Origin of the sequence: Proteus sp. TSJ240517, from assembly GCF_047921575.1 — a bacterium.
GTDB lineage: Bacteria > Pseudomonadota > Gammaproteobacteria > Enterobacterales > Enterobacteriaceae > Proteus.
This window is the reverse complement of record NZ_JBLRMH010000007.1, coordinates 21,854-48,666: the sequence shown is the minus strand read 5'-3', so window position 1 is coordinate 48,666 and position 26,813 is coordinate 21,854. Positions and strand designations below refer to the sequence as shown.

Below are 26,813 nucleotides of genomic sequence, written 5' to 3'. Positions count from 1 at the left end.
CGTAAAATAAACAAAAAGCCAAAAGTGTTATTGATACATTTTTGGCTTTTTGATTTTTGATTTTTGATTTTTGATTTTAAAGGCGTTTAAATGCTTCTTTAACAATGGTTATCAGATCTTCACGGTTATTTTTTTGGGTTGTAAAACCGGCAATAGCAATTTGTTTTTCAGGTAAGTAATAAGCTACTGACCCCCAATAACCAAGATGATAGTAAAGTGTGCCTAGGTCAGTTTCTTCGGCCATTAAACCTAAACGATAATTTGCAGCACCTGTATGTGATCCTTGCCATTTCATCTCTTTTAAGGTTGATGGATGCAAGTAAACTCTATCTTCGAAGAGGTCAGCTGTAAATTTAGCTAACTCAAGGGTTGTCATCACAAGCCCGCCACCGCCAAAAGCATCCATTGAAGCATCAATATGAGTACCTTCGTGCTCACCTGTAAACTGTCTAGCACGCGCTTTAGGATGCTTAGGTTGTAGTTCTAAATCTTCCCACCACGTTTGTGGTAAATCTAAGTCTTGGAAATGCAATAATTCACGAACGCTGGTGGCCATATTTTTTCTCATAAACTGAGAGAGGATATCACCTAACAAGATGTATCCTGTATCTGAATAAATGAAGCGTTTTCCAGCTGGAATAATGGGAAAGCCTTGTTGAGCATAGCGCGCTATTTGTTCTTCTCGTGTCCATTTATGAGAGGGATCTTTAATCACATCTTCAAGATAAGCTTCATTTGCATGATCGAATAAACCACTGCTATGGCTTAATAAATGGCGTAGTGTAATGGCTTTAAGATCATACCCTAGCTCTAATAATGTCTGTTGATAATGAGCACTTAAATATTTAGTTATATCATCATCAAGGGATAGAGCATCTTGTTCCCATAAACGTAAAAAAGCGGCTGCGAGAAAGGTTTTTGTATTACTAGCGATTCGAAAAGGTGTATCTACAGTTAATTTTTTCTGGGTACTTTCATCGGCAAATCCGTGCGCCATACCAAAAGGGTACTGAATGCCTGCACCTGTAATATAGATAGCACTTGCTGAAGGTAAGGCATGAAAAGCATCAGTCATTGATTGAACCATAGTTACTTCCTTATCTGTCAGGAAAATAAATCAGCAAAAAGGGTGTACTTTGCACCCTTTATTATATTGCAGAAATTTTTTATTTACTTTTTGTTGCTGCTCGTAATTCTGTTACTGTTTTACCACCTATTCCCCAGTTATCTGTTTCAACTTCATCAATTACCACAACCGTGGTTGCTGGATTTTTGCCTAATACATCAACCAAAAGTTGTGTTGCTCCCGCAATGAGCTGCTCTTTTTGCTCTGCGGTTGCACCTTCGCGTGTAATTTTAATATTAACGTATGGCATTGTTTTTCCTTATTACGTTATTTATAGGCGGTTAATGCAGGGAATTAACCATATAGTTTTATCATAAAGTTAAGATGTTGATTGCGTTTCAGACAACTGTTCTTTGCGCATATTTGGGCCATCAGTGGCGATCCACGCGGCACAAAAGAGTGTTAATCGGGCAAAAAAGTAGAAGAAAGCCATTAAACCTATCACTGAACCAAATGCGGCACCTGAAGGTGAGCTTGCGATTTTGGGTAGCATCCATGTCATAACGGATTTCAATATTTCAAAACCAATGGCAGCGATAAGTGTGCCTTTAATAAGCGAAATTCGTTTTGGTTGATGGCGAGGTAAGATCCACAATATCCATAAAAAGAGTAAATAGTTTGCAGTAATGGAAATAGTTAAGCCGATGGTTGTCCATGCTGGCGTTAGCCATTCAATACCGTCTAATCCCAATGTGTGAACAATCATTCTTTGGGCTGAACCTGCCACAGAAGTTAGCGTAATAGTGACAATTAACGCAAAAAGTAAGCCAATTAGCGCTAAAAAGTCGCGAAAGTAGCGGAAATAGATTTTCTCTTGCTCTTCTTTATTTCTTTCCCAAACGGGGCGTGATTGAGCCAAAATGGCTTGGCGTAAATTACCCACCCAATTAACACCAGAATAAAGTGCAATTGCTAAACCAGTTAAACCAACGGTTGTACGCTGGCGAACTGCGGTATCAATACTTTGTTGAACTGTGGATGCAAGCGTTGGATCGTCAATGCTATTTGCGACACCTGTAATTAATTTAGCGAGTAAATCTGGATTTGAGGCCAAAACAAAACCCGCACAGGCAAAAGAAAGCATTAATACTGGGATTAATGATAAAAATGAAAAGTAAGTAATAGCTGCGCCGAACTGATTTCCCATTCTGTCAGTGAAACGTTCTGCTGCACGAATAAGGTGTGCAATAAAAGGGATATTGGTGATGAAGTTACTGATTTTTATCCCAATTCCAATGGCTTTTTTCCCACCATGAAGCCCTTTTTCCAGCCCTTTTTTTAGTGGCTGAGTCAGTTGAGTTTTTTCACTTACTGTTTTTTGTTGCTGCTCTTCTGACATATATCCTCTTTAATTAGATCAGTCCATTTTCAATAAATTAATGTTACTACTATAGTTTTCACTCAAAAATATCATAGCTTAATTTCTATTACACACCTTATGCTTATTGTAATTAGCCACTGATTTAGGAGATGTATTTGTTTGTTCTGGCTTAAGTGTAGATGATGCTCTATTAAAAGGTGTAGATAATCTTGTACTTAATAAAGGATAAAAAACCAATACAGCAATTCTGAAATTAAGTTTAGTTTAATAAGAGAATGGCTACTCACTTATTGTTTTAGTCTGTATTTCACAGTCAAATAAGGAGTAGGCATTAATTATTGATGATAACTACTTTGTCAGTAGATTTAATTCTTCTTCAATTGCTTTTAAATCAGCTTTTTCTTCAGCTAGCTTTCTTTCTTGTTTAGCAATTTTATCTGCATCACCTTTAAGTTGTGCTTCTTTTAATTCGAGCTCACGCTCTTTAACGTCAAGTTGTTTTTCACGTAATTCAAGGCGTGTGTTTTCAACCACTTTTTCAGGTGTGCAATAGCGTTCAACATTTTGTAATGCTCGCTCCAAGCCTTGGATACGATATTGATTACCATGTGCTTTTGCATATTCCATCTGCTTTTGGATATTCTGTTTTTTTATTTCACAACCATTGGTTGATCTATCGGCATAAGCATTACTTGCGAGTAAGCTTAAGGTTATGGCAGTAAAAAGTAATTTTTTCATCTTTCTATCCTATTTAAACTTAAGTGAAATATGGGCTTATCATAACGGCTGAATACTAAGACACAACGTTTCTTTCGCTTTCAATGAAGAAGTTCGGCTTTTTCTGATACACTGAGTTTAATCACTATTTCTGAGTAAATTAATTACTAAGCTATACTTATTTCTAACGGAAGATAAAGAATGCTGAGCTATCGCCATAGTTTCCATGCTGGCAACCACGCCGATGTTTTAAAACATATTGTTCAAACACTCATCATTGAGTCTTTAAAAGAGAAAGAGAAACCTTTTCTTTATCTTGATACTCATGCTGGCGCTGGACGTTATCAATTAACCAATGCTCATGCGACTCGCACTGGCGAATATTTAGAAGGGATCGCACGCTTATGGCAGCAAGAAGAAGTGCCTGAGCTTATTTTGCCTTACCTTGAAGCGGTTGGAGAATTAAACGCAAGTGGGGAACTGCGTTATTATCCGGGATCACCTCTATTAGCGAGCAAATTACTAAGAGAACAAGATTCCTTAGCGCTAACAGAATTACATCCAACGGATTTTCCTTTATTACGTACCGAATTCTCTCGTGACGAGCGAGTTAGAGTTTCTCGTGAAGATGGTTTTGGCCAATTAAAATCTAAGTTACCTCCGCCAAGTCGTCGTGGATTCGCATTAATTGATCCACCTTATGAACTCAAACAAGACTATTCTGCTGTTGTTAAAGGTGTTGTTGAAGGCCATAAGCGCTTTGCGACAGGAACTTATGCGATTTGGTATCCCGTTGTTCACCGTCAGCAAATCAAACGCATGTTAAAAGAGCTTGAAGCAACAGGGATCCGTAAGATTTTACAAATTGAATTAGCAGTAAAACCCGATAGTGATCAACTAGGGATGACTGCATCAGGCATGATTGTGATTAATCCACCTTGGAAATTAGAATCACAAATGAAATCAATACTCCCTTGGTTACATAAAACCTTAGTTCCTGAGGGTATTGGACATACATTAGTTGAGTGGGTTGTACCAGAATAAGCATCTTTATTATTGTTTTTGCCTATTACTGTAAAAGCTAAAATCTGACGTGCTATGTTTTAAATTTTGTCATAATAGACATCATGATATGAAAGACTTAGCCTGTGAGTTACCTATTTTTCTACAGATAAATGGATCAGAGAAATGACGAGCAAACATTACGATTACATCGCCATCGGTGGCGGTAGTGGCGGTATTGCATCAATTAATAGAGCGGCAATGTATGGCCAAAAATGTGCATTAATTGAAGCGAAAGCGTTAGGTGGCACTTGTGTTAACGTGGGTTGTGTACCTAAAAAAGTGATGTGGCATGCAGCGCAAATTGCTGAAGCTATTCATCAATACGGTCCTGATTATGGTTTTGATACCACAGTGAACCGTTTTGATTGGGATACGCTAATTAGTAGCCGTTCTGCTTATATTGACCGTATTCATCAATCTTATGACCGTGTCTTAGGTAATAACAAAGTTGATGTTATCCAAGGGTTTGCTCGTTTTGTTGATGCCAATACGATTGAAGTTAATGGCGAAAAGATCACGGCTGATAATATTCTGATTGCAACAGGCGGTCGCCCTGTTCAACCTAATATTCCAGGTGCTGAGTATGGTATTAATTCTGATGGCTTTTTTGAATTAAAAGCCTTACCAAAACGTGTTGCTGTTGTTGGTGCTGGTTATATCGCTGTTGAACTTGCTGGTGTGTTAAATGCTTTGGGTAGTGAAACGCACCTATTTGTGCGTAAACATGCGCCACTGCGTAATTTTGACCCATTAATCGTTGAAACACTGTTAGAAGTGATGGAAGCCGAAGGGCCTAAATTACATACACACGCTATTCCTAAAGCTGTAATTAAGAATGCGGATGGAAGTTTAACGTTACAACTGGAAAACGGCACAGAGCAGACAGTTGATACATTAATCTGGGCAATTGGTCGTGAGCCAGCAACGGATAACCTGAATCTGGCGGTAACGGGGGTCGAGTTAAATGAAAAAGGCTATATCAAAGTCGATAAATTCCAAAATACCAATGTAAAAGGAATTTATGCTGTTGGCGATAATACAGGTGCAGTTGAATTAACGCCTGTTGCTGTTGCCGCAGGGCGTCGTTTGTCAGAGCGTTTATTTAACAACAAACCTAACGAACATTTAGACTATTCAAATATCCCAACAGTGGTATTTAGTCATCCAGCTATTGGTACTGTTGGTTTAACAGAGCCTCAAGCGGTTGAGCAGTACGGTGCTGATCAAGTTAAAGTGTACAAATCGTCTTTCACAGCAATGTATAGTGCTGTGACTCGTCATCGCCAACCGTGTCGTATGAAGTTAGTTTGTGTTGGCGCAGACGAAAAAATTGTTGGTATTCATGGTATTGGGTTTGGTATGGATGAAATACTACAAGGTTTTGCTGTGGCTCTGAAAATGGGCGCAACGAAAAAAGACTTTGATGATACTGTGGCAATCCACCCAACTGCAGCAGAAGAATTTGTTACGATGAGATAAGCTATTTTCATTTTATCGCTTAAGCTTATTTTTATTATTATGTAAAAAGCTAGAGTTAACCCTCTGGCTTTTTTTATTGAGAATTTGTACTTACCCCAGTTTTATTTCGAACTCGAATATCCTCTTTTCTACGTATTTTCCAAAAAGTATATTCGTCTACTAACTGACCCATAAACCAGTTACTAGGTAAAATTACTTATTTTGTAAAAATAAGGCTATTAGATAGTCAGATCATCTTTTTATTTTATGCAATTGTGCGATAGATTTTGCTTGTTTTGTAAACAATATTTTACAGCCCTCCTCGTCATTTGTATCAAAATGTTAATTATTTAAACAATTGCTTTTTCTATTAAAAATTTATCCCATTCTAAATATATTCTTATTTATCAATTGATAATAAACGCAAGATTTTCATCTCTAGCTCATTAAATGATGATTTTCTATGAAAAAAAATGGTTAAAGTAACCATATTGTATCTATGGATATTGTTGTTCTAAGAAATGGTTAACAAATAATTATAATTATTAACAATATAATGAACTATGGTATTATTCAGTTTTAAAGAAATAAATGAACAACATTATAAATATAAATAGTAAATCCATTACTGAGGTAGAAGATGAAAATTTCAAGGAGAAAGCTGCTTTTAGGTGTTGGTGCTGCGGGTGTTTTAGCCGGTGGTGCTGCGTTAGTTCCAATGGTTCGCCGTGATGGCAAATTCGTTGAAGCTAAATCTAGAGCATCATTTGTTGAAGGTACAGAGGGTGCGCTGCCTAAAGAGTCTGATGCAGTGATTATTGGTGGTGGTATCCAAGGTATCATGACTGCTATCAACCTTGCAGAACGTGGCATGAGTGTCACTATTTTAGAAAAAGGCGAGATTGGCGGTGAACAATCAGGCCGAGCATACAGCCAAATTATTAGTTATCAAACATCACCAGAAATTTTCCCATTACACCATTACGGGAAAATCTTATGGCGTGGAATGAACGAAAAGATTGGTGCTGATACTAGTTATCGTACACAAGGTCGAGTAGAAGCCCTTGCAGATGAAAAAGCATTTGATAAAGCGCAAGCGTGGATCAAAACAGCAAAAGAAACGGCTGGATTTGATACACCATTAAATACGCGCATTATTAAAGGTGAAGAGTTATCAAACCGTCTTGTTGGTGCTCAAACACCATGGACTGTGGCCGCTTTTGAAGAAGACTCAGGTTCTGTTGATCCAGAAACGGGCACACCTGCATTAGCACGCTACGCTAAACAAATTGGCGTAAAAATCTATACCAACTGCGCGGTAAGAGGCATCGAAACTGCTGGTGGTAAAATTTCTGATGTTGTAACAGAAAAAGGTGCAATTAGAACATCTCACGTTGTTCTTGCTGGTGGTATTTGGTCACGTTTATTTATGGGTAACATGGGCATTGATATTCCAACGCTGAATGTTTACTTATCACAGCAACGTGTATCAGGTGTTTCGGGTGCACCTCGTGGTAACGTGCATTTACCAAACGGTATCCATTTCCGTGAGCAAGCCGATGGTACTTATGCTGTCGCACCTCGTATTTTCACAAGCTCTATCGTGAAAGATAGCTTCTTGTTAGGGCCTAAGTTCATGCACCTATTAGGTGGTGGTGAGCTGCCATTAGAATTCTCTATCGGTGAAGATTTATTCAACTCATTCAAGATGGCAACATCTTGGAAATTAGATGAAAAAACACCGTTTGAACAATATCGTGTTGCAACAGCAACGCAAAATACTGAGCACTTGGATGCTGTATTCCAAAGAATGAAAGCTGAATTCCCAGTATTTGAAAAATCACAAGTTGTTGAACGTTGGGGCGCAGTAGTTAGTCCAACATTTGATGAATTACCTATTATTTCTGAAGTCAAAGAATACCCAGGCCTAGTTATCAATACTGCAACCGTATGGGGTATGACCGAAGGCCCTGCTGCTGGTGAAGTGACTGCTGATATCGTTACAGGTAAGAAACCAGTTATTGATCCAACACCATTTAGTATGGATCGCTTTAAGAAGTAAATAACCCCTTGTTTTACTGTAAATTAAACATGTTAAGGAGTTTTCATGCGTTATAAAAGTTTACTTGTTGCTCTGCCTTTTATTTTTGGTGTAGCAAGCGCGAATGCGGAAGGTGTTGTACACCATAAATTAAACGGTATGCCTATTTCTGAGTCTGTTGAAGTAAGTGCAGGTAACAACCTTGTTTTCTTAAGCGGTAAAGTACCGGCTAAGAAATCAGCAGATGCACCAGAAGGCGTATTAGCGTCTTATGGTAATACTGAAGAACAAACTATCAGTGTATTAGAACAAATCAAAACTCACTTAAATGAACTTGGCCTAGATATGAAAGACGTTGTGAAAATGCAAGTCTTCCTAGTTGGTGGCGAAGAAACTAAAGGTGAGATGGACTTTAAAGGCTTTATGAACGGTTATTCTAAGTACTTTGATGCTTCTAAAACTGACCAACTGCCAGCTCGTTCAACTTTCCAAATCGCAAAACTGGCTAATCCAGCATGGCGTGTAGAAATTGAAGTTATCGCAGTTCGTCCTGCAAAATAAGAACGATAGCTTTTACTCAATTTTGAAGTAAAACATAATCAAATAAAACGCTAGAGAAAGGTAACTTTCTTTGGCGTTTTTTTATTTTATCGACATATTATGGCGATATGTCGATAAAATGCGTTTTTATAAACATAATAGCGAGACATGTTTATGGTATCGACATGTTATGGCGATATGTCGATAAAACTAGCTTTTATAAACATAACCGCGTGACATGTTTATGGTATCGACATGTTATGGCGATATCTCAACACAAAACTGTCATAAGAATTGAATCAATAATTAGCTACTTTCACCTTGAATAAACTTCACTGGAATAACAGAGATGTTATCTGTTGTTTCTTTATTTTCAATTAATGCGCTAATCACTTCTACGCTTTTTTCAGCCAGTTTTTCAAAGGGTTGTTCAATACAGGTTAATTGGCGCAGTGTTTGGTTTAACCAAGGACTGCCATCGTAAGCAACTATTTTTAATTGTTCTGGAATGGCAATATTTCGTCTTGTTGCTTCATTAAATAATGCCATGGCGGGAATATCAGCAGCAAAAATAGCATCGATCTCTGAATGCAAAGAAAGTATTTTTGTTGCAAAAGAGTGAAAATAGTCTTTCTCTTCTTCTTTCCAATTTACTTTACAAGGAATAGGTTTAATACCTGCCTGAATAAGCGTTTCTTTAAAAGCTAAACAGCTTTGATATGAAGGGGTTGATGATAAATAACTTGAATTATCTTCAATATAGAGGATTTTTTGGCAACCTTTTTGAATAAGGTGTTCTGCTGCTAATCGACCACCAGTATGGTGATCGGAACACACTAATGGAATATCACGAAGATGACGATCTAGCGTTACCACTGGTCTTTGAATATGCTGATATTCACTATCATCCAATAACAGATATTCTGCAATAATACCGTCGATCTGACCGCGTTTAAGCATATCAAAAAATATACGTTCACGTACTTTGCTATTTTGTGTTGCACATAACATCATGCTATAGCCATTTTCAGCGAGCTTATTTTCAATAAAACGTGTCACTGTCGCAAAATAAGGGTATTCAAGGCTATTAATAATGACACCAACAACAGCACTCTTTTGTTGATATAAATTTCTTAGCCAAGTATCTGGAATATAATCTAATTCCTCAACCGCTTTTTTTATTTTTTCTCGTGCAGCTTGAGACACATAGCCACTGTTATTTAATGCTCTGGAAACAGTGCTTGCTGCGACATTGGCTTTTTTTGCGACATCACGGATCCCGGCCATTGAATATGCTGTTGCTCCTTTCAATTAGTTGATGACCTAATATATCTTAATATGATTATGACAAACCCATCTTTATTGAGGTAATTGTGTTTTTTTAGTATGAGCTATTTCACATTTTAGTATGTTAATTACCTTACCCTCTCTTTTAGTGCCTATAGTATCTTATATTAATTATGGAACAGTTCCATATGTGCTAATTACCTTAGTGAGGTGAATATGTCTAATACTTGGTGGAAAGATGCCGTGGTCTATCAAATTTATCCCAAGAGTTATTATGATAGTAACGGGGATGGTGTCGGCGATTTAGCTGGGATCACGGAGAAATTAGATTATATTCAGTCACTTGGTACAAACGTTATTTGGTTATGTCCGATTTTTAAATCACCAATGAAAGACAATGGTTATGATATTGCTGATTATTCTGTTGTCGATCCTATCTTTGGCGATAATAACGCGTTAGATAAACTTATTAGCGAAGCTAAAAAACGTGATATTAAAATTCTATTAGATTTAGTATTAAATCACTCTTCTGATGAGCATCCTTGGTTTAAAGCGGCAATTGAAGATCCTAATAGCCCATATAGCGATTATTATATTTTTAAACAATGGGATAAACCGACTCCTCCTAATAATTTACGCACTTATTTTGATTGCTCTGTTTGGAGTCGCGTTGGAGAAACTAATCGTTGGTATTTCAATTCCTTTGGCCCTGAACAACCGGATTTAAACTGGGAAAACCCACAATTACGTAAAGATATTATCAACATGATAAATGTCTGGATCAAAAAAGGTGTTGCAGGATTTCGTATTGATGCGATTGGTAATTTAAAAAAATCACCTGAAGCCTTATCTGAATATCAATTTGAACCTGATAAAGATGATGGTTCAGCGTCTTTAGTGCCTTGGGTATTAAATCAACCTAGTATTGATAAGTTTTTAACTGAATTAGTCGAGAATACTTTTAAGCCTGCAAATAGTATGACGGTTGCAGAAATTGATGTACCTGAAAAAGATTTACGCGCTTATGTTGGCGAGAATGGTTATTTTTCCATGGTATTTGATTTTAGTATCGCTGATTTAGATATTCGTAATGAGAAACCATTTACCATTAATCCAATCACAGGTGAAAGATTAAAACCTGTATTTATTAAAAGTCAGCTAGATACTCAACGCGTAGGTTGGGGAGCACCTTATTTAGAAAATCATGATCAGCCTCGTTCATTAAATAAATTTCTTCCTAAAGGGGCGATTAATGTAACTAGTGCCAAAATGTTAGCGACATTTTTATTAACTCAACGAGGAACTCCTTTTATTTATCAAGGGCAAGAAATTGGCATGACTAATTGCCCAATGACATTAGAAGAACATGATGATTTGCATGTTTTTAAATTATATGAATGGGGTAAAAAATTAGGTTATAGCGACGAGCAAATAATTGAATACTTTAATGACCGTAGCCGTGATAATTCAAGAATACCTTTTCAATGGGATAGTGAAATAAATGGTGGTTTTAGTACTGGAAAGCCATGGCTAAAAGTTAACCCTAATTATGTGGATATTAATGCAGAGCAAGAGACACAAGATAAACATTCTCTTTTCGCTTATTATCAACAATTAATTGCATTAAGACGACATTCAAAGATCAGTGATATTTTGGTCTATGGTGAATTCTCGCCATTGGTTTCACCAGAAAACGTGATTGCTTTTAAGCGTACTTATGATGGTAACTCAGTCAATATTTACTGTAATTTTAGTGGTGAAGAAAAAGCACTTACCATTAAAGCTAAAGATATTTATTTGCATAACAGCCCAATAGTGGAAGATGCACAAGGTGGTCTTATTCTTCAACCTTATCAAGCGATTATTTTTGTTTAATTTTCTCTATTTAATTGAAACTAAAGCGCCTTTATAAGGCGCTTTAGTCTTTGCAATTTTTATTTCGTCAGCTTCAGCCAATCTGCAATAAATTCTGCAATAGCCTCGGGTGCATTGATATCTAGTAGTGGGAAATCTACGTTTAAATCACAATCACTGGCGACGGCAATAACGTGCTCATCAAGTAAGTCATTAAAATTACGTTCGTTGATATGGCGATAGAGCGCAATTTTAGGAATAGCTTCGCCTTTAAAGCCTTCGACTAAGATTAAATCTAGCTTACTCGTATCAAAACGAGATGCGAGGTAATACAAATCTAATTCTGGTAGTTCTGGCGTCTCTGTCATTAATGCCCAACGTTGTTGGCTTGCGACTAATGTCTGATCTGCTCCTGCTTTTCTGAGTTCGTAACTGTCTTTTCCGGGCTTATCCACATCCATATCATGATGAGTGTGCTTGATCATGCCTACACGAATTTCTCTTTTGCGTAATTCTGGAATAAGTTGTTTTAGTAGTGTCGTTTTACCCGTTCCACTCCACGCCGTGATCCCTAAAAGGGGTAAATCTACTTGTGCCATATTTTTCATTCCTATTTTTTTAATTTGTTGGCTTTTTCAATATCGTCAGGGGTATTTAAATTAATAAAAGCACTTGCTTGATCCGCAAATAAAACAGAATGCGCATTTATCTGTTTCATAAACAACATTAATTTTCGATCACCTTGTGCTAAATAAGTTTCTAGCATTGGAATAATACGACGATTTAGCAGTGCTAAGGTAGGATGTTCTCTTTCACCATCATCAACATAAACGGCTAATGCATCGCCTCTTTGCTCATAGAGTTTTTCAACTAAATTAAGAGGGAAATAGGGGACATCGCAAGGTACAAAAGCAACCCAAGGTGTTGATGCTTGCTTTAATAACGTGAGCATGCCAGCTAAAGGCCCTGAAAATCCTTCTATTTCATCTGTAATAACAGGATATTGGCTTTGGCGATATTGTTCTAAATTTCGGTTAGCACTAATCAGTATGCTATCAACTTGCGGTGCTAGTTTTTGGGCAATATGGCGGTATAAAGGCTGTCCATGTAGAATTTGAAGCCCTTTATCAGCCCCTCCCATTCGTGTTGCTTGGCCACCCGCAAGTATACCGCCTGTAATATTCTTCATTTTCATATTCAATATTTGTGAATAAATTGGCTAAATTTTCCGAACGATTTTTATCAAGGAAAGACGATATACTAATAAAAAATATCGACTTAGTGAGATTTCATGTAAAGCGACAGCAATTTTTATCAAAAAAGCGTAATCTTTACGCATATTGACAGAGGTTTCCTTTTTCTATCGGATAATAATTGGTACTTTGTTGTTGTAATTAATAATAAGGATTTTTTGTATGAAATGTCACCGTCTTAATGAAGTTATGGAATTATTGCACCCAGTTTGGGAAGAAAATTCTGATTTAAACTTAATTCAATTATTGCAGAAACTTGCTGATGAAGCGGGTTTTAAAGGTCAATTATCTGATCTGACTGATGATATTTTGATTTACCATCTGAAAATGCGCGGTTCAGCGCCAACAGATGTGATACCAGGACTGAAAAAAGATTACGAAGAAGATTTTAAAACCGCCATTTTACGTGCTCGTGGCGTGATTAAAGATTAAATTCAGGATAGAAAATGGAAATGTCTGCCTCATTTAATTTTCAGGGACTTTCACCTGATAACATTTGGGACGCGTTAGTTAAAATCGGTTTTTATCCTGAGTCAGGGTTAACGGAATTAAATAGCTATGAAAATCGTGTTTTTCAATTTATGGATGAGCATCGACAACGTTATGTGGTGAAATTTTATCGCCCTCAACGCTGGTCGTATGAACAAATAAAAGAAGAACATGAATTCGTTTTAGCATTAAAGGAGGCAGAGGTATCCGTTGCTGCCCCTTTAATGATCAATAGTGAGACAGTTCATTTTTCTGATAATGGCTTTTATTTTGCAATATTCCCTAGCATAGGGGGAAGAGCATATGAAACTGATAATTTATTTCAGCTAGAAGAAGTAGGACGCACATTAGGGCGCATTCATCAAATAGGCAGAAAAAAGAGTTATGAGTACCGACCGACAGTTTCTATTGCAGAATATCTGATAGCGCCAAAATTAGAATTTGAAAGTAGTGCGTTAATTCCTAATAACCTCAAACCTCAATTTATAGAGGTTATAGATAAACTTATTCATGATGTGCGTCCTAGAATAGAGGACTCTGCATGGCAAATATTACGGCTACATGGTGATTGCCATCCCGGTAATATATTGTGGCGTGATGAAGTTGTAATGGTTGACTTTGATGATTCCCGAATGGGACCTGCGGTACAAGACTTTTGGATGTTATTAAATGGCTCACGGCAAGAGCAGGTTATACAGTTAGATACGATCCTTGAGTCTTATTATGAATACCAAGATTTTGATTTACGTGAATTGTCATTAATTGAACCACTAAGAGCAATGAGAATGGTGCATTATCTCGCGTGGGTATTAAAACGCTGGAATGATCCTGCTTTCCCTCGTGCTTTTATTTGGTTTCAAGAGCAAGATTTTTGGTTTAAGCAATTAGCCTTATTCAAGGGACAAGTGGAGCAGTTAAATGAGCCTCCTTTACAACTTAGTCCAATGTATTAATTCTTAGGAGACGATGAGAAATGAAAAAGATTTGGCTGGCGTTAGCAAGTATGGTGTTAGCATTCAGTGTTTCTGCTGCTGATTTTTCTGAAGGAAAACAGTATACGAACCTTTCTAAACCTGTTGCATCAGCGCCTGATGTTGTTGAGTTTTTCTCTTTTTATTGCCCACATTGTTATCAATTTTCTGAAGTGTATAAAGTCAATAGTACTGTTGAAAAGAATGTACCAGAAAATACTAATATTGTCCGCTACCACGTTGATTTCTTAGGACCTTTAGGTAAAGACTTAACACGTTCTTGGGCTGTAGCAATGGCCTTAGGTGTTGAAGATCAAGTTTCTCCAGTTTTATTTAAAGGTATTCAAGAAACGCAATCTATTCGCTCTGTTGACGATATCCGTAATGCCTTTATTAAGGCTGGCGTTAAAGGCGAAGATTATGATGCTGCAATGAATAGCTTTGTGGTGAATTCTTTAGTTAGCCAACAACAAAATGCTGTCGCTGATTTCCAAATCAATGGTGTTCCTGCCATGATCATTGGTGGTAAATATAAAATGAAAAATGATGGTATCAGCGCAAAATCACCAGAAGAGTATGCAAAAACATATTCTGATATTGTGAATCAATTATTGCTGAAAAAATAATATAGGCTTAATTTTTTCCTATATAGACTAAGTAAAAGTATATAGATTCTTATATGAAAAATAGCACTCAAGACATAGGAGTGCTATTTTTTTTACTTTCATATTTTTGTCATAATATAACTATCCACATTAATAAAAAATATTGAGATTAATTTATAATATCTTAATGATTTCGCTAAGTGATTGATTTTTTAATTGTGTTAATAAATTTAAAAGGAAGCTAACTTATTAATATAGAGAGAGTTACAAAACTACTCACAGAGTTATCCACAGGTTGTTCTGGTGTTGTCTAAAAAATAAATCCTTAATAAAAAAGATGATACTAATATGAACGTTAATATTTATGATGAATAAATAGCTCTATCTTAAATACTTTCTAATTTACACAGTAAGTTTACTTTTTATTCTTCGTTTTTAATTGAAATCAGATTAATGGATATGGCTTCTGATAAAAAAGTACTTTAATTAATATTAAGTTATCATTCATACTTATTCTTTCTGTTAAGTTCGGTTAATAATAAATAATTGAGTATTTAAGCCGAATTTCTGCATTTAAGAACAGGTAAAATTCGTCTATTGGGCTGTGATGTGGCATTCTAGTCATATCAACGAACCTCAGAACAATGATGAACAGATTATGGTCCAGATAGCAGAAAACCCCTTTATCCTTGTAGATGGCTCTTCATACCTTTATCGTGCCTATCATGCCTTTCCACCGCTAACCAATAGCCAAGGTGAGCCAACGGGTGCGATGTATGGTGTGTTGAACATGTTGCGTAGCTTGATAATACAGTATAAGCCAAGCCATGTTGCGGTTGTGTTTGACGCTAAAGGTAAAACATTCCGTGATGAGTTGTATGAGGAATACAAATCTAATCGTCCTCCAATGCCAGATGATCTGCGTGAACAAATAGCGCCTTTACATGAGATGGTGCAAGCAATGGGTTTACCCTTGTTATCTATTTCAGGTGTGGAAGCGGATGATGTTATTGGAACATTGGCACTAAAAGCGGCGGCTGATGGGCGTGATGTCCTAATAAGCACCGGCGATAAAGATATGGCGCAATTAGTGACGCCAAAGATCACGCTGATTAACACCATGACCAACGTTATTTTGGGTCCTGATGAAGTTAAAGAAAAATATGGCGTTCCTCCTGAACTGATTATTGATTTCCTCGCATTGATGGGCGATTCATCGGATAACATCCCTGGTGTCCCCGGTGTTGGTGAAAAAACCGCACTAGGTCTTCTACAAGGGCTTGGTAGTTTAGATGATATCTATCAACAGCTTGATAATATTGCAACATTGAGTTTCCGTGGCGCTAAAACACTTGGCGCTAAAATGGCAGAGCATGAGAAAGTGGCAAAACTTTCTTATAAGCTGGCAACGATTAAAACTGATGTTGAACTCGATAAAACGTTTGATGATTTAGTGGTTAATGAGCCAAATTTAGATCAATTATTAGAGATGTTCACGCGTTATGAATTTAAACGCTGGATAAGTGATCTTCAAAATGGTGGCTGGTTAGCACAACGCAGTACACACAAAGTTGCAGTGCCTTACACCTCAGAAGCTGTTAAACCCAAAGAAGCACCTGTATCAGCTAATTTTCCTGTTATTACACAAGAGAATTATGAAGCTGTCTTAACGCATGAAAGTCTGGCGCGATGGGTTGAGCTTCTCAAAAAAGCACCTGCATTTGCATTCGATACAGAAACGGATAGCTTAAATAATATTGATGCTCGTTTAGTGGGATTATCATTTGCTATTGAGCCGGGTAAAGCCGCTTATATTCCACTACGTCATGAGTATTTAGATGCGCCAGACCAACTTCCTGTTAATGAAGTGCTAGTGGCATTAAAACCCATTTTAGAAGATAAAAATATTTTAAAAATTGGGCAAAACTTGAAGTTTGATCGTGGCATTATGGAAAATGAAGGTATCGAATTAAACGGTATTCATTTTGATACGATGTTGGAGTCTTACGTATTAAATAGCGTGAGTAATCGACATGATATGGATACTTTGGCTGAAAAACATTTAAACCATAAAACCACGACATTTGAAGAGATCGCGGGTAAAGGTAAAGGTCAACTCACCTTTAACCAAATTGAGGTTGAGCAAGCGACGTTATATGCGGCTGAAGATGCCGATATCACTTTATTACTCCATCAAGCGCTATATCCTCAAATAGACGCTATTGAGCCTCTTAAGCATGTTTACCGCGATATCGAAATGCCATTAGTTCCTGTGCTTTCTAGAATGGAACGCAAGGGAGTATTAATTGATGCTCAAGTGTTAGCTGTTCAATCTCAAGAAATTACACAACGTTTGGCTGAAATTGAAAAAGAGACGTTTGCGTTAGCTGGACAAGAGTTTAATCTCTCTTCACCTAAGCAGTTACAAGAAATTTTATTTGATAAATTGCAATTGCCAGTTATCAAGAAAACCCCGAAAGGGGCGCCATCTACCAATGAAGAAGTATTAGAAGAATTAGCACATAGCCATGAATTGCCTCGCTTAATCTTAGAGCATCGTGGTCTTGCGAAACTGAAATCTACCTATACTGATAAATTACCATTGATGGTAAATAGTAAGACGAAGCGTGTACATACTTCATATCATCAAGCAGTGACGGCAACGGGGCGTTTATCTTCTCGTGATCCGAATCTTCAAAATATTCCAGTGAGAAATGAAGAAGGGCGTCGAATTCGCCAAGCATTTATTGCGCGTGAAGGTTTTAAAATTGTTGCTGCCGACTATTCACAAATTGAATTACGGATCATGGCACATTTATCGCAAGATAAAGGTTTGTTAGATGCCTTTGCTCAAGGTAAAGATATTCACCGTGCAACTGCATCTGAAGTGTTTGGTATACCTTTAGAAGACGTCACCTCTGAGCAACGTCGTAGTGCGAAAGCGATCAACTTTGGTCTTATTTATGGCATGAGCGCATTTGGCTTATCGCAACAGATTGGTGTTGAGAGAAGAGAAGCTCAGCGTTATATGGATCTCTATTTTGAACGTTATCCAGGTGTCTTGGACTATATGGAGCGCACACGTAAACAAGCTTCTGAACAAGGCTATGTTGAAACGTTAGATGGTCGTCGCCTCTATTTACCAGAAATTAATTCAAAGAATGCAATTCGTCGTAAAGCTTCAGAGCGTGAGGCGATTAATGCGCCAATGCAGGGTACCGCTGCGGATATTATCAAAAAAGCTATGATTGCTGTGGATAATTGGATTTGCAATGAATGTCCTGCTGATGTGCATATGATTATGCAAGTACACGATGAATTAGTGTTTGAAGTGCGAGAGTCTTACCTAGAGAACGCAAATATCATGATCCATAAATTGATGGAAAGCAGTATGGAATTAGCTATTCCGTTGAAAGTGGAAGTGGGTATTGGTAATAACTGGGATGAAGCACACTAGTTTTTAAGTATCGTTTTTAAATATTAAAAGGGCACAATGAAATACATTGTGCCCTTTATTTTTTATGTCAAAACTTATCAACATGTGAAAAAGAGATAAGTGAATAATTAAGCAACTTGCGAGTCTATCAGCTTGCTTAATTTCTTCTGTTTTTTCTCAATCCGTTGGCGTTTTAACGGAGATAAATGGTCAATAAAAAGTTTGCCATCAAGATGGTCTAACTCATGCTGAATGCAGCCTGCAAACAAATCAGCGGCTTCAAATTCAATTTCATCACCATTTCTATCCAATGCCTTAACCTTTAAGAAGCGGTAACGCTCTGTTGGGGCAAAAGAATCTGGAATAGATAGACACCCATCCATCATATCCATCACTTCATCTTCAGTGCTGATAATTTCAGGATTGATAAGTGCAATCGGTTGATCTCGGTTTTCAGAAACATCAATTACAACAATGCGTTTAGATACATTAATCTGAGGTGCTGCTAAGCCAATACCTCGTTCTGCGTACATGGTTTCGATCATGTCATCGATTAATGTGCGTATTTCGTCATCTACTTTTTCCACTGGTACTGCGACTCTGCGCAGACGCTCATCTGGAAAACGCAGGAGCGTTAATACAGCCATGGATACCTCATTTTATCGCTAATTACATATTTACTACGGTCTCGCAATAAGCGTATCACAAAATCATTAAGGATAAACCGCACCTTTTGTGTGATTTGTTCTATTTTTAATCATATTCACGTAAGTGATTAAAGTCTCATAATTATGTAATTAAACTACATTTATTTATGGTTTGAATACATAAACACATAGCTGAATCGTGTCTGCATGTGAAAAAAAATTACAAAAGGGCTTTTATTAACCAATAAAATAGAGTACATTATCTCTCGTAGGGTACAGAGGTAAGATGTTCTATCTTTCAGACCTTTTACTTCACGTAATCGGATTTAGCTGAATATTAGCTGCCCCAGTCGACTTTATTTCGACTGGGGCATTTTTTTATCTAAAACTCACTGAAGTGGTTTGTGCGAGAAGTGAAAGGGAAAAGTGATTTCCCTTTTATCAATAGAAGATCAGAACGCTATCGTTGAGAAAAAAGAAGATAATTAAGCGTTGTCATCATTTGTAGGCTGTTCTTCTGAGCCTGAAAACCATTCATTAAGTGTGTTACGTAGCTTATCAATGCCAATTTTTTTCAATGATGAAAAGTATTCTACGCGGATATCGCCTACTTTATTTGCCAGCTCTTCACGTACGCTCATTAACTGCTTTTTACGCGCGCCTGATGCGAGTTTATCCGCTTTAGTCAGTAAAACGAGAGTAGGAAGCTCTGAGCCCACAGCCCAGTCAATCATTTGCATATCGAGATCTTTTAATGGATGACGAATATCCATTAAAATAACCACACCTTTTAAGCACTCTCTTTTTTGTAGGTATTCACCTAAAGAGCGTTGCCATTTACGCTTCATTTCTTCAGGAACTTGGGCATAGCCGTAGCCTGGTAAATCGACTAAGCGTAAGCCTTCTTCAATTTGAAAAAGGTTGATTAATTGCGTACGGCCTGGGGTTTTACTGGTTCTGGCTAATCCATTTTGTTGGGTTAACGCATTTAAAGCACTGGATTTACCGGCATTAGAGCGACCCGCAAAGGCAATTTCAATTCCTGTATCTGGTGGTAAATGACGGATATCAGGTGCACTGATGATGAAATGTGCTTTTTGGTAATTAAATTGGGTCATTATGGTATAAACCTCTCTGAAATAATGCGGCTTTTCATGCATACTCATTTCAATTTTGCATGAAAATGAATATCTAAAATATTTATTTGCTCTATTTTGGCGCAATTTAATGACTTATAACAGTGCTTAAAAATTAAAATTTACCCTGTTATAACGTAATTAGACTTATTGAGCGTAAATAAAGGTAAATGATTGGCACTATTTACCTCAGCGAATTAGAATCGCTGCATATTAAGTAAGTTGTAGACTATTAAAGTAAAGGATCCCTGCATGTTAAAACGTTTTCTTGTCACCTTCGTTACCGCTTGCACTTTAACAACAGCGACTTTTGCAATGGCAACGGGAGAAACCTTCGTTAAATTAGTCACCTCTGAAGGCAATATTGAAATATCACTGGATAATAAAAAAGCCCCAATTACAACGAAAAATTTTATTCAGTATGTCGAAGATGGGTACTATAACGGCACCACTTTTCATCGTGTTATTCCTGGCTTTATGGTTCAAGGTGGTGGTTTTACTGCTGATTTACAGCAAAAACAAACCAGAGCGCCAATTAAAAATGAAGCCGACAATGGATTACGCAATGTAAAAGGTTCTATTGCCATGGCTCGCACATCAGATAAAGACAGCGCAACCAGCCAATTCTTTATTAATGTGGCTGACAATGCATTTTTAGATCACGGTCAACGTGATTTTGGCTATGCCGTATTTGGTAAAGTTGTGAAAGGAATGGATGTAGTTGATAAAATTTCACAAGCTCCAACTCGTAATATTGGACCTTACCAAAATGTGCCAGTAAAAACGGTCACTATTTTATCTGCGGAAGTCGTAAAACAATAAACGCATTATTAGGATAGGATATTTACTTATTCTAATAAGATAAAATGCATATAAACCGGAATGAATATTTTCATTCCGGGATTTTTAGTACAAAAAAATCTTTTTTATCCTTCCTTTTTTCGTGTGATCTCCTGCAATAAGTATTCACTACGCTATTAATCACTCTATTCATCATCAATTACCGTCATTCTTGTTATTGCGCAATAAATCAGCAGGTTTTCTTGCTTACTATTCATATTTTACACCTGTGCTATGATAATCGGCTTTGTTGTACCCAAGTCGGTTAAACAACGAGCTATTTTGGCAAATCTACACTCGCTTTAAAATAGTAATAAAATAGATAATGATAAGAAAATCAGTCGGATAGGCTAATATGCTGTTACTTATTGATAATTACGACTCGTTTACCTACAACCTCTATCAGTATTTCTGTGAATTGGGTGCTGAGGTTGTTGTTAAGCGTAACGATGAGATCGGACTTAAAGAGATAGAAAAGATGATGCCAGCACATCTTGTTATCTCGCCAGGACCTTGTACTCCTGATGAAGCTGGGATCTCTCTTGAGGCTATACAGCGGTTTGCCGGTGAAATTCCTATTCTTGGCGTTTGTCTTGGACATCAAGCGATAGGACAAGCTTTTGGTGCATCAGTTATCAGAGCACGAGAAGTGATGCATGGTAAAAATTCATTAATACATCATAATCAACAAGGTGTTTTTAAGGGACTTAATCGGCCTTTAAATGTGACGCGTTACCACTCTTTAGTGATTGATGCGACGACATTACCGGTTCCCTTTGAAGTGACGGCATGGAGCCAACATGATGGAAATGTTGATGAAATTATGGGAATTCGCCATCGTACTCTGCCAATTGAAGGGGTTCAATTTCACCCAGAAAGTATTTTAAGTGAACAAGGACATGAGCTATTAAATAATTTCCTTAAATATTAAATGGATAGCATTTAAATAGCGAAATAAAGCCTTTTTATACAAAACCACATTTGATTTTTTATTCATATTTAGTGATTATATTTTCATATTGAATATGAATAACGATCAGGTGGGGTAATGACAAAGCAAAGCATCAACCGGGCAACTTACGATCAAGTAATGTTGCCAATTTATTCACCCGCAGAATTTATTCCTGTCAAAGGGATGGGTAGCCGTGTTTGGGATCAGCAGGGAAAATCGTATATTGATTTTGCTGGTGGTATTGCTGTTTTAGCACTGGGGCATGCTCATCCTGCTCTTAATCAAGCCTTGAAAGAACAAAGCGAACAACTTTGGCATGTTAGTAATATTTTTACTAATGAACCAGCATTGCGTTTAGCACAAAAATTAATAGATAACACATTTGCAGAACGTGTCTTTTTTGCCAATTCAGGCGCAGAAGCGAATGAGGCAGCATTTAAGTTGGCTCGCCATTATGCCATCACTCGCCATAGTCCTTATAAAACTAAAATTATTGCTTTTCACCATGCATTCCACGGCAGAACACTGTTTACAGTATCTGTTGGTGGGCAACCTAAATATGCAGATGGTTTTGGCCCTAAGCCAGCAGATATCGTGCATATTCCTTTCAATGATTTAGAGGCGGTTAAAGCGGTTATTGACGACCATACTTGTGCTGTCGTATTGGAACCTGTGCAAGGTGAAGGTGGTGTCACGGCAGCAACACCTGAGTTTATGAGAGGGTTACGTGAATTGTGCGATAAGTATCAAGCTCTGCTTGTCTTTGATGAAGTACAAACAGGTATGGGACGTACAGGCAAGCTTTTCGCCTATATGAACTATGATGTGACACCAGACATTATTACCACTGCAAAAGCGCTAGGAGGTGGTTTTCCACTCAGTGCGATGTTAACAACACATGAAATAGCTTCTGTAATGGGCGTAGGGACTCATGGTACAACTTATGGTGGCAATCCATTAGCTTGTGCAGTGGGTAATGTCGCATTTGATTTAATTAATACACCTGAGGTACTTGAGGGTGTAGAAAAGCGCTATCAATGGATTGTGGATGAACTGGTGGCAATTAATCAAACGTACGATGTCTTTTCGCAAATCCGTGGACAAGGTTTATTGATTGGTGCGCAATTGGCACCACAATATAAAGGTAAAGCCAAAGAGTTACTCGGTCTTGCGGCCAAACATGGCTTAATGATGTTAAACGCAGGAGCAGATGTGATGCGTTTTACACCATCGTTAATTATTACCCAAGAAGAATTACAAGAAGGAATGGTGGCATTAAAAGCGGCTATTGCGGAATTTGTAAAAGGGTAGTGCGGACTATAAACCCCATCTATAAGGATGGGGTTTATACAGATTGTATCATCAATAGCCCTTTTATTGGGCTATTGTTTGTTCGGGGTAGGGAAACTTAGCGAGTCCCGTAAACGACGATAGTTTTACCGTGTGCTGAGATCAGGTTTTGATCTTCTAGCATTTTGAGAATACGGCCTACAGTTTCGCGTGAACAACCAACGATTTGACCAATTTCCTGACGTGTAATTTTAATTTGCATGCCATCAGGATGCGTCATGGCATCGGGTTGTTTTGCTAAGTTTAGTAAGGTTTGTGCAATACGGCCTGTAACATCAAGGAAAGCAAGGTTACCTACTTTTTCTGATGTTGTTTGTAATCTGTTCGCCATTTGAGCAGAAAGGCGCATCAGAATATCAGGGTTAACCTGAATTAATTGACGGAATTTTTTATAGGAAATTTCTGCTACTTCACAGGCTGTTTTTGCTCTAACCCATGCACTACGTTCTTGATCTTCTTCAAATAATCCAAGTTCACCGATGAAATCCCCCTGATTTAGGTAGGAGAGGATCATTTCTTTTCCTTCTTCATCTTTAATAAGAACAGCCACGGAACCTTTAACAATATAATAAAGTGTTTCCGCTTTCTCACCTTGGTGGATCAGCGTGCTCTTGGATGGATATTTGTGAATATGGCAGTGTGACAAAAACCATTCAAGAGTCGGGTCTGTTTGCGGCTTGCCGAGAACCATTCGCGTTATCCTCTGTACGTTAAATGCAGCCTTTCAAAACGGATAGGTTCCCTTTTGATACAGCGTGCTTAAAAATCCTATCTTTACCTATTAACTTCCTGAGAACACGGTAAGTTAATATGGAGTAGATTATAATAAATGAGAAAATAATGCATTGATCTTAACCACTATCATCAAGCAGATATTGTTTTTAACACAATTAGTGCATTAAGTCTCGTTTTACGCAGTCAGCATAATAAACCTATTTGCTAATTGCTAGTTGAATTATGAGAATGTACTCTTTTAGTTTCTGTCATCTTTAGGGGAAAATAAATGGAAGCGAGAGTTAAGTGGGTAGAAGATTTATCTTTTGTCGGTGAGTCTTCTTCTGGCCATCAAATCATGATGGATGGAAATTCAGGTGATAAAGCACCAAGCCCAATGGAAATGGTATTAATTGCTGCGGGTGGGTGTAGCGCTATTGATGTTGTGAGCATTTTACGTAAAGGTCGTCACCAAGTGACTGATTGTGAAGTGAAATTAACATCAGAAAGACGCGAAGAAGCCCCTCGTCTATTTACTGATATTAATTTACATTTTATTGTTTCAGGTAAAGAATTAACGGATAAAATCGTAGAACGAGCTGTTCAATTATCCGCAGAAAAATATTGTTCTGTTTCTTTAATGCTAGGAAAAGCAGCCAATATTACGCATTCATTTGAAATAAAAGATGCTGACTAATTTTGATATTTTAAAATAAAGTTTAATTCGAAAAATAATATCCCTTAATTAATGGGATATTATTTTTATAGAGATAAATTTTATTTTGGTTAACTTATCTTTTCGCCATTTAATAATTTTTTGACTAATGGCGCCATAATTAATTCCATCGCTAATCCTAATTTCCCGCCCGGTACAACAATAGTATTTATTGTTGACATAAATGAGCCATGCAACATCGCAAGCAAATAGGGAAAATCAATATCGGTTAAGCCTCGAAAACGAATAACAATAAAGCTTTCATCGAGAGTGGGGATTGCTTTGGCAGAAAAAGGGTTTGAAGTATCAACCGTTGGAACTCGTTGGAAGTTAATGTGAGTGCGTGAGAATTGAGGAATAATATAGCTAATATAATCATCCATTGAACGTACAACCGAATCTCTTACCGCCTCTTGTGAGTGTCCTCTTTCTGTGGTGTCTCGAATAAGCTTTTGTATCCACTCTAGGTTTACGATAGGGACAACACCCACTAGTAAATCAACATGTTGTGCGACATTGTGCTCATTGGTGACAACGCCCCCGTGTAACCCTTCATAAAAGAGAACATCGGTATTATTTGGCAAAGGCTCCCAAGGTGTAAATGTACCCGGTAATTGGTTGTAGGGAGTGGCTTCATCATAAGAGTGTAGATACTTGCGAGATTGACCTTGTCCTGTATCACTATACTGACTTAAGGTCTTACTCAGTAAGCTAAAATCATTTGCTTCAGGGCCAAAATAACTGATATGTCTACCTTGTTCTCTGGCTTTTCTTATCGCCATATCCATTTCAGGACGGGTATAGCGATGGAAACTATCTCCATCAATCAATGCAGCATTTGCATTGAGTTGTTGGAATATCTTACGAAAAGCTTGGCTTGTTGTGGTAGTTCCTGCACCACTTGAGCCAGTCACTGCGATGATAGGATGCTTGATTGACATAGGTTATCCTTTTGCTAAATAAGGTTGGCCCTTATTGACGGCGATACATCGCTTGCTTTGAATAACTAACCAGAGCGAAACTGCGATGCCGGCATAATATTGACGCTCTCATGAAGTTCTGACCAAACCAATACGGCTTCACCGGATTTAAGTTGTTTTTTTACGTCGGCGACTTTTTGTTCAAGCGTTTTCTCTTGGATACCATAATCAGTGCCTTCTCGTAAAACAAAACTTTCAATAAGATTATCAAGTGTCTCTGTAGAAAGCTCATTCCAAGGAATTATCATTTGGTTTTCTCCAAATAAGCGGATAACCAGTCAGGTATTCGGCTTTCAAGCCACATCACGGGTTTAGAAAGTTTTCCACTTACAAAACCGACATGCCCACCAAACTCGGTGAGTTGATATTCAATGTTATTTGGTAAGGTTGTGATATCAGGAATAACATCCGCAGACATAAAAGGATCATCTTTCGCGTGAATAATCAGTGTTGTTTTCTTTATTTTATTTAATAAAGGTAATGCACTGCATTGGCGATAATAATCTAACGCATCTTTAAACCCGTGAATTTTAGACGTGATAAGATCGTCAAATTGACGTAGTTTTTTAATGGATTTTATCGTCAATAAGCTGATTGGTAATGATTCAGGATAGCGAATAAGCTTGCGTGTCGCGTTATTTTTCAGCTCTTTTAACAGATACCATTGATAAAAACGAGAAAAGCCATGTTCAATTTTTGTTGAGCATGGTTCTAGCATTAATGGTGCAGAGACAATAACGGCAGCATCTACAACCGCATTTTCACCGCTTTCTGCGAGATAATAGGCAAGCATATTTCCACCAAGAGAGTAGCCAACGGCGGCTGTTGGTTGCTCACCAAATTCCTTTTTCAACCAATTTAAGAAGTAGCGAGCATCTTCCGTTTCACCTGAGTGATAAATGCGCTTTTGTCTATTGGGTTCACCACTACATCCTCTAAAGTGCATCACAACGCTTAGCCAGCCTCTCTCTTTTGCTGCGGCCAACATGCCGTGAGCATAAGGGCTACTAAATCCACCTTCTAAGCCATGAAAAATGACTAAGCGCGGTTTATTGAGTGCCGTTGTCGGATCTTCACTCCACGCTAAATCGACAAAATCGTTGTCTGGGAGATTGAGTCGTTGCCAATGTGGCGTAAGTTGTGGCGTCCTACGTACAATTCTTGGTAAGAGCGTTTGTAAATGTGGATTTTTAGCCCAACGCATTGGATTAAAGTATTGAGACATATTTTCCGTCTATCAAAATGAATTAACACTTGTTTGCTAAATAACATACTGCTATTTTCGGTGAAAATAAAACATCTGTCACATCTTTGAG

Annotated in this window: 26 protein-coding genes; 13 read left to right on the top strand and 13 right to left on the bottom strand. The window is 37.6% G+C overall.

The features are described from left to right. Positions 1 to 76: 76 nt before the first annotated feature. From ACNARN_RS12540 to ACNARN_RS12525, 4 genes are all read right to left on the bottom strand, one after another. A complete protein-coding gene (locus ACNARN_RS12540) occupies positions 77 to 1,087 on the bottom strand; it encodes a serine hydrolase domain-containing protein (RefSeq protein ID WP_198620058.1) in 1,011 nt (336 codons plus the stop codon). A 79-nt stretch (positions 1,088 to 1,166) separates the two neighbouring features. Next, entirely contained in the window at positions 1,167 to 1,376 is a 210-nt protein-coding gene (locus tag ACNARN_RS12535; protein WP_006534633.1) for a 2-hydroxymuconate tautomerase family protein, read from the bottom strand. Between the two features lie 69 nt (positions 1,377 to 1,445). After that, positions 1,446 to 2,465, bottom strand: coding sequence for an inner membrane protein YhjD (yhjD, locus tag ACNARN_RS12530; protein ID WP_196534050.1), 1,020 nt, complete (start codon positions 2,463 to 2,465; stop codon positions 1,446 to 1,448). Positions 2,466 to 2,795: 330 nt separating this feature from the next. Beyond that, positions 2,796 to 3,185: a DUF1090 domain-containing protein gene (locus tag ACNARN_RS12525; protein WP_198620057.1), complete on the bottom strand. Its 390-nt coding sequence runs from the start codon at positions 3,183 to 3,185 to the stop codon at positions 2,796 to 2,798. Between the two features lie 180 nt (positions 3,186 to 3,365). Here ACNARN_RS12525 and ACNARN_RS12520 point away from each other — a divergent pair, with 180 nt between their 5' ends. From ACNARN_RS12520 to ACNARN_RS12505, 4 genes are all read left to right on the top strand, one after another. After that, on the top strand, positions 3,366 to 4,208 hold the full coding sequence (locus ACNARN_RS12520) for a 23S rRNA (adenine(2030)-N(6))-methyltransferase RlmJ (RefSeq protein ID WP_109374314.1): 843 nt from the start codon (positions 3,366 to 3,368) through the stop codon (positions 4,206 to 4,208). Between the two features lie 144 nt (positions 4,209 to 4,352). Continuing rightward, positions 4,353 to 5,708, top strand: coding sequence for a glutathione-disulfide reductase (gorA, locus tag ACNARN_RS12515; protein WP_416304519.1), 1,356 nt, complete (start codon positions 4,353 to 4,355; stop codon positions 5,706 to 5,708). Between the two features lie 619 nt (positions 5,709 to 6,327). Continuing rightward, positions 6,328 to 7,749, top strand: a complete 1,422-nt coding sequence (locus ACNARN_RS12510; RefSeq protein ID WP_416304518.1) for an NAD(P)/FAD-dependent oxidoreductase — start codon at positions 6,328 to 6,330, stop codon at positions 7,747 to 7,749. Between the two features lie 45 nt (positions 7,750 to 7,794). Then, on the top strand, positions 7,795 to 8,289 hold the full coding sequence (locus ACNARN_RS12505; RefSeq protein ID WP_198620055.1) for a RidA family protein: 495 nt from the start codon (positions 7,795 to 7,797) through the stop codon (positions 8,287 to 8,289). A gap of 285 nt (positions 8,290 to 8,574) precedes the next feature. Here ACNARN_RS12505 and ACNARN_RS12500 read toward each other — a convergent pair whose 3' ends face one another. Beyond that, the gene (locus tag ACNARN_RS12500) at positions 8,575 to 9,555 is read right to left on the bottom strand and encodes a LacI family DNA-binding transcriptional regulator (RefSeq protein ID WP_198632402.1); all 981 of its coding nucleotides are present in this window, start codon (positions 9,553 to 9,555) and stop codon (positions 8,575 to 8,577) included. A 216-nt stretch (positions 9,556 to 9,771) separates the two neighbouring features. Here ACNARN_RS12500 and ACNARN_RS12495 point away from each other — a divergent pair, with 216 nt between their 5' ends. Then, entirely contained in the window at positions 9,772 to 11,430 is a 1,659-nt protein-coding gene (locus ACNARN_RS12495) for an alpha-glucosidase (RefSeq protein WP_416304517.1), read from the top strand. A 59-nt stretch (positions 11,431 to 11,489) separates the two neighbouring features. Here the strand turns inward: ACNARN_RS12495 and mobB are convergent, their stop codons facing one another. Continuing rightward, complete coding sequence (gene mobB, locus ACNARN_RS12490) at positions 11,490 to 12,008, bottom strand: molybdopterin-guanine dinucleotide biosynthesis protein MobB (protein ID WP_198632400.1); 519 nt, start codon at positions 12,006 to 12,008, stop codon at positions 11,490 to 11,492. A gap of 11 nt (positions 12,009 to 12,019) precedes the next feature. Further along, positions 12,020 to 12,604: a molybdenum cofactor guanylyltransferase MobA gene (mobA, locus tag ACNARN_RS12485; RefSeq protein ID WP_198620050.1), complete on the bottom strand. Its 585-nt coding sequence runs from the start codon at positions 12,602 to 12,604 to the stop codon at positions 12,020 to 12,022. Positions 12,605 to 12,824: 220 nt separating this feature from the next. Between mobA and ACNARN_RS12480 the strand changes: the two genes are divergently transcribed. The 4 genes from ACNARN_RS12480 to polA all read left to right on the top strand — a co-directional run bounded on the left by ACNARN_RS12480 (position 12,825) and on the right by polA (position 18,184). Then, positions 12,825 to 13,094: a YihD family protein gene (locus ACNARN_RS12480; RefSeq protein ID WP_023583277.1), complete on the top strand. Its 270-nt coding sequence runs from the start codon at positions 12,825 to 12,827 to the stop codon at positions 13,092 to 13,094. A gap of 14 nt (positions 13,095 to 13,108) precedes the next feature. Beyond that, a complete protein-coding gene (locus ACNARN_RS12475) occupies positions 13,109 to 14,104 on the top strand; it encodes a serine/threonine protein kinase (protein WP_198626317.1) in 996 nt (331 codons plus the stop codon). A 20-nt stretch (positions 14,105 to 14,124) separates the two neighbouring features. Continuing rightward, positions 14,125 to 14,748 carry a thiol:disulfide interchange protein DsbA gene (gene dsbA, locus ACNARN_RS12470; protein WP_109374234.1) on the top strand — a complete coding sequence of 208 codons (624 nt, stop codon included), beginning with the start codon at positions 14,125 to 14,127 and terminating at the stop codon, positions 14,746 to 14,748. A 637-nt stretch (positions 14,749 to 15,385) separates the two neighbouring features. Further along, positions 15,386 to 18,184, top strand: a complete 2,799-nt coding sequence (polA, locus tag ACNARN_RS12465) for a DNA polymerase I (protein ID WP_198632399.1) — start codon at positions 15,386 to 15,388, stop codon at positions 18,182 to 18,184. 107 nt (positions 18,185 to 18,291) lie between these two features. On the opposite strand, the gene def is transcribed toward polA, so the two are convergent. Beyond that, positions 18,292 to 18,810, bottom strand: a complete 519-nt coding sequence (gene def, locus ACNARN_RS12460; RefSeq protein ID WP_198630385.1) for a peptide deformylase — start codon at positions 18,808 to 18,810, stop codon at positions 18,292 to 18,294. A gap of 485 nt (positions 18,811 to 19,295) precedes the next feature. Next, the gene (gene yihA / locus ACNARN_RS12455) at positions 19,296 to 19,928 is read right to left on the bottom strand and encodes a ribosome biogenesis GTP-binding protein YihA/YsxC (protein ID WP_099075959.1); all 633 of its coding nucleotides are present in this window, start codon (positions 19,926 to 19,928) and stop codon (positions 19,296 to 19,298) included. Positions 19,929 to 20,198: 270 nt separating this feature from the next. Here yihA and ppiA point away from each other — a divergent pair, with 270 nt between their 5' ends. From ppiA to argD, 3 genes are all read left to right on the top strand, one after another. Next, entirely contained in the window at positions 20,199 to 20,768 is a 570-nt protein-coding gene (ppiA, locus tag ACNARN_RS12450) for a peptidylprolyl isomerase A (RefSeq protein WP_069369599.1), read from the top strand. A 373-nt stretch (positions 20,769 to 21,141) separates the two neighbouring features. After that, a complete protein-coding gene (locus tag ACNARN_RS12445) occupies positions 21,142 to 21,717 on the top strand; it encodes an aminodeoxychorismate synthase component II (protein ID WP_100159719.1) in 576 nt (191 codons plus the stop codon). A 117-nt stretch (positions 21,718 to 21,834) separates the two neighbouring features. Further along, positions 21,835 to 23,049: a bifunctional acetylornithine/succinyldiaminopimelate transaminase gene (gene argD / locus ACNARN_RS12440; protein WP_198632398.1), complete on the top strand. Its 1,215-nt coding sequence runs from the start codon at positions 21,835 to 21,837 to the stop codon at positions 23,047 to 23,049. 97 nt (positions 23,050 to 23,146) lie between these two features. On the opposite strand, the gene crp is transcribed toward argD, so the two are convergent. Further along, positions 23,147 to 23,779 carry a cAMP-activated global transcriptional regulator CRP gene (crp, locus tag ACNARN_RS12435; RefSeq protein WP_004246872.1) on the bottom strand — a complete coding sequence of 211 codons (633 nt, stop codon included), beginning with the start codon at positions 23,777 to 23,779 and terminating at the stop codon, positions 23,147 to 23,149. Positions 23,780 to 24,091: 312 nt separating this feature from the next. Here crp and ACNARN_RS12430 point away from each other — a divergent pair, with 312 nt between their 5' ends. Beyond that, on the top strand, positions 24,092 to 24,499 hold the full coding sequence (locus ACNARN_RS12430; RefSeq protein WP_023583286.1) for an OsmC family protein: 408 nt from the start codon (positions 24,092 to 24,094) through the stop codon (positions 24,497 to 24,499). A gap of 89 nt (positions 24,500 to 24,588) precedes the next feature. Here ACNARN_RS12430 and ACNARN_RS12425 read toward each other — a convergent pair whose 3' ends face one another. The 3 genes from ACNARN_RS12425 to ACNARN_RS12415 all read right to left on the bottom strand — a co-directional run bounded on the left by ACNARN_RS12425 (position 24,589) and on the right by ACNARN_RS12415 (position 26,722). Continuing rightward, complete coding sequence (locus ACNARN_RS12425; RefSeq protein ID WP_198620045.1) at positions 24,589 to 25,458, bottom strand: phosphoribulokinase; 870 nt, start codon at positions 25,456 to 25,458, stop codon at positions 24,589 to 24,591. Positions 25,459 to 25,523: 65 nt separating this feature from the next. Next, positions 25,524 to 25,745, bottom strand: a complete 222-nt coding sequence (locus tag ACNARN_RS12420) for a YheU family protein (RefSeq protein ID WP_023583288.1) — start codon at positions 25,743 to 25,745, stop codon at positions 25,524 to 25,526. Beyond that, positions 25,742 to 26,722 (bottom strand): hydrolase, encoded by a 981-nt coding sequence (locus ACNARN_RS12415; RefSeq protein WP_109374240.1) that lies wholly within the window; start codon positions 26,720 to 26,722, stop codon positions 25,742 to 25,744. The genes ACNARN_RS12420 and ACNARN_RS12415 overlap by 4 nt, the downstream gene beginning before the upstream one ends. Positions 26,723 to 26,813: the final 91 nt, after the last annotated feature.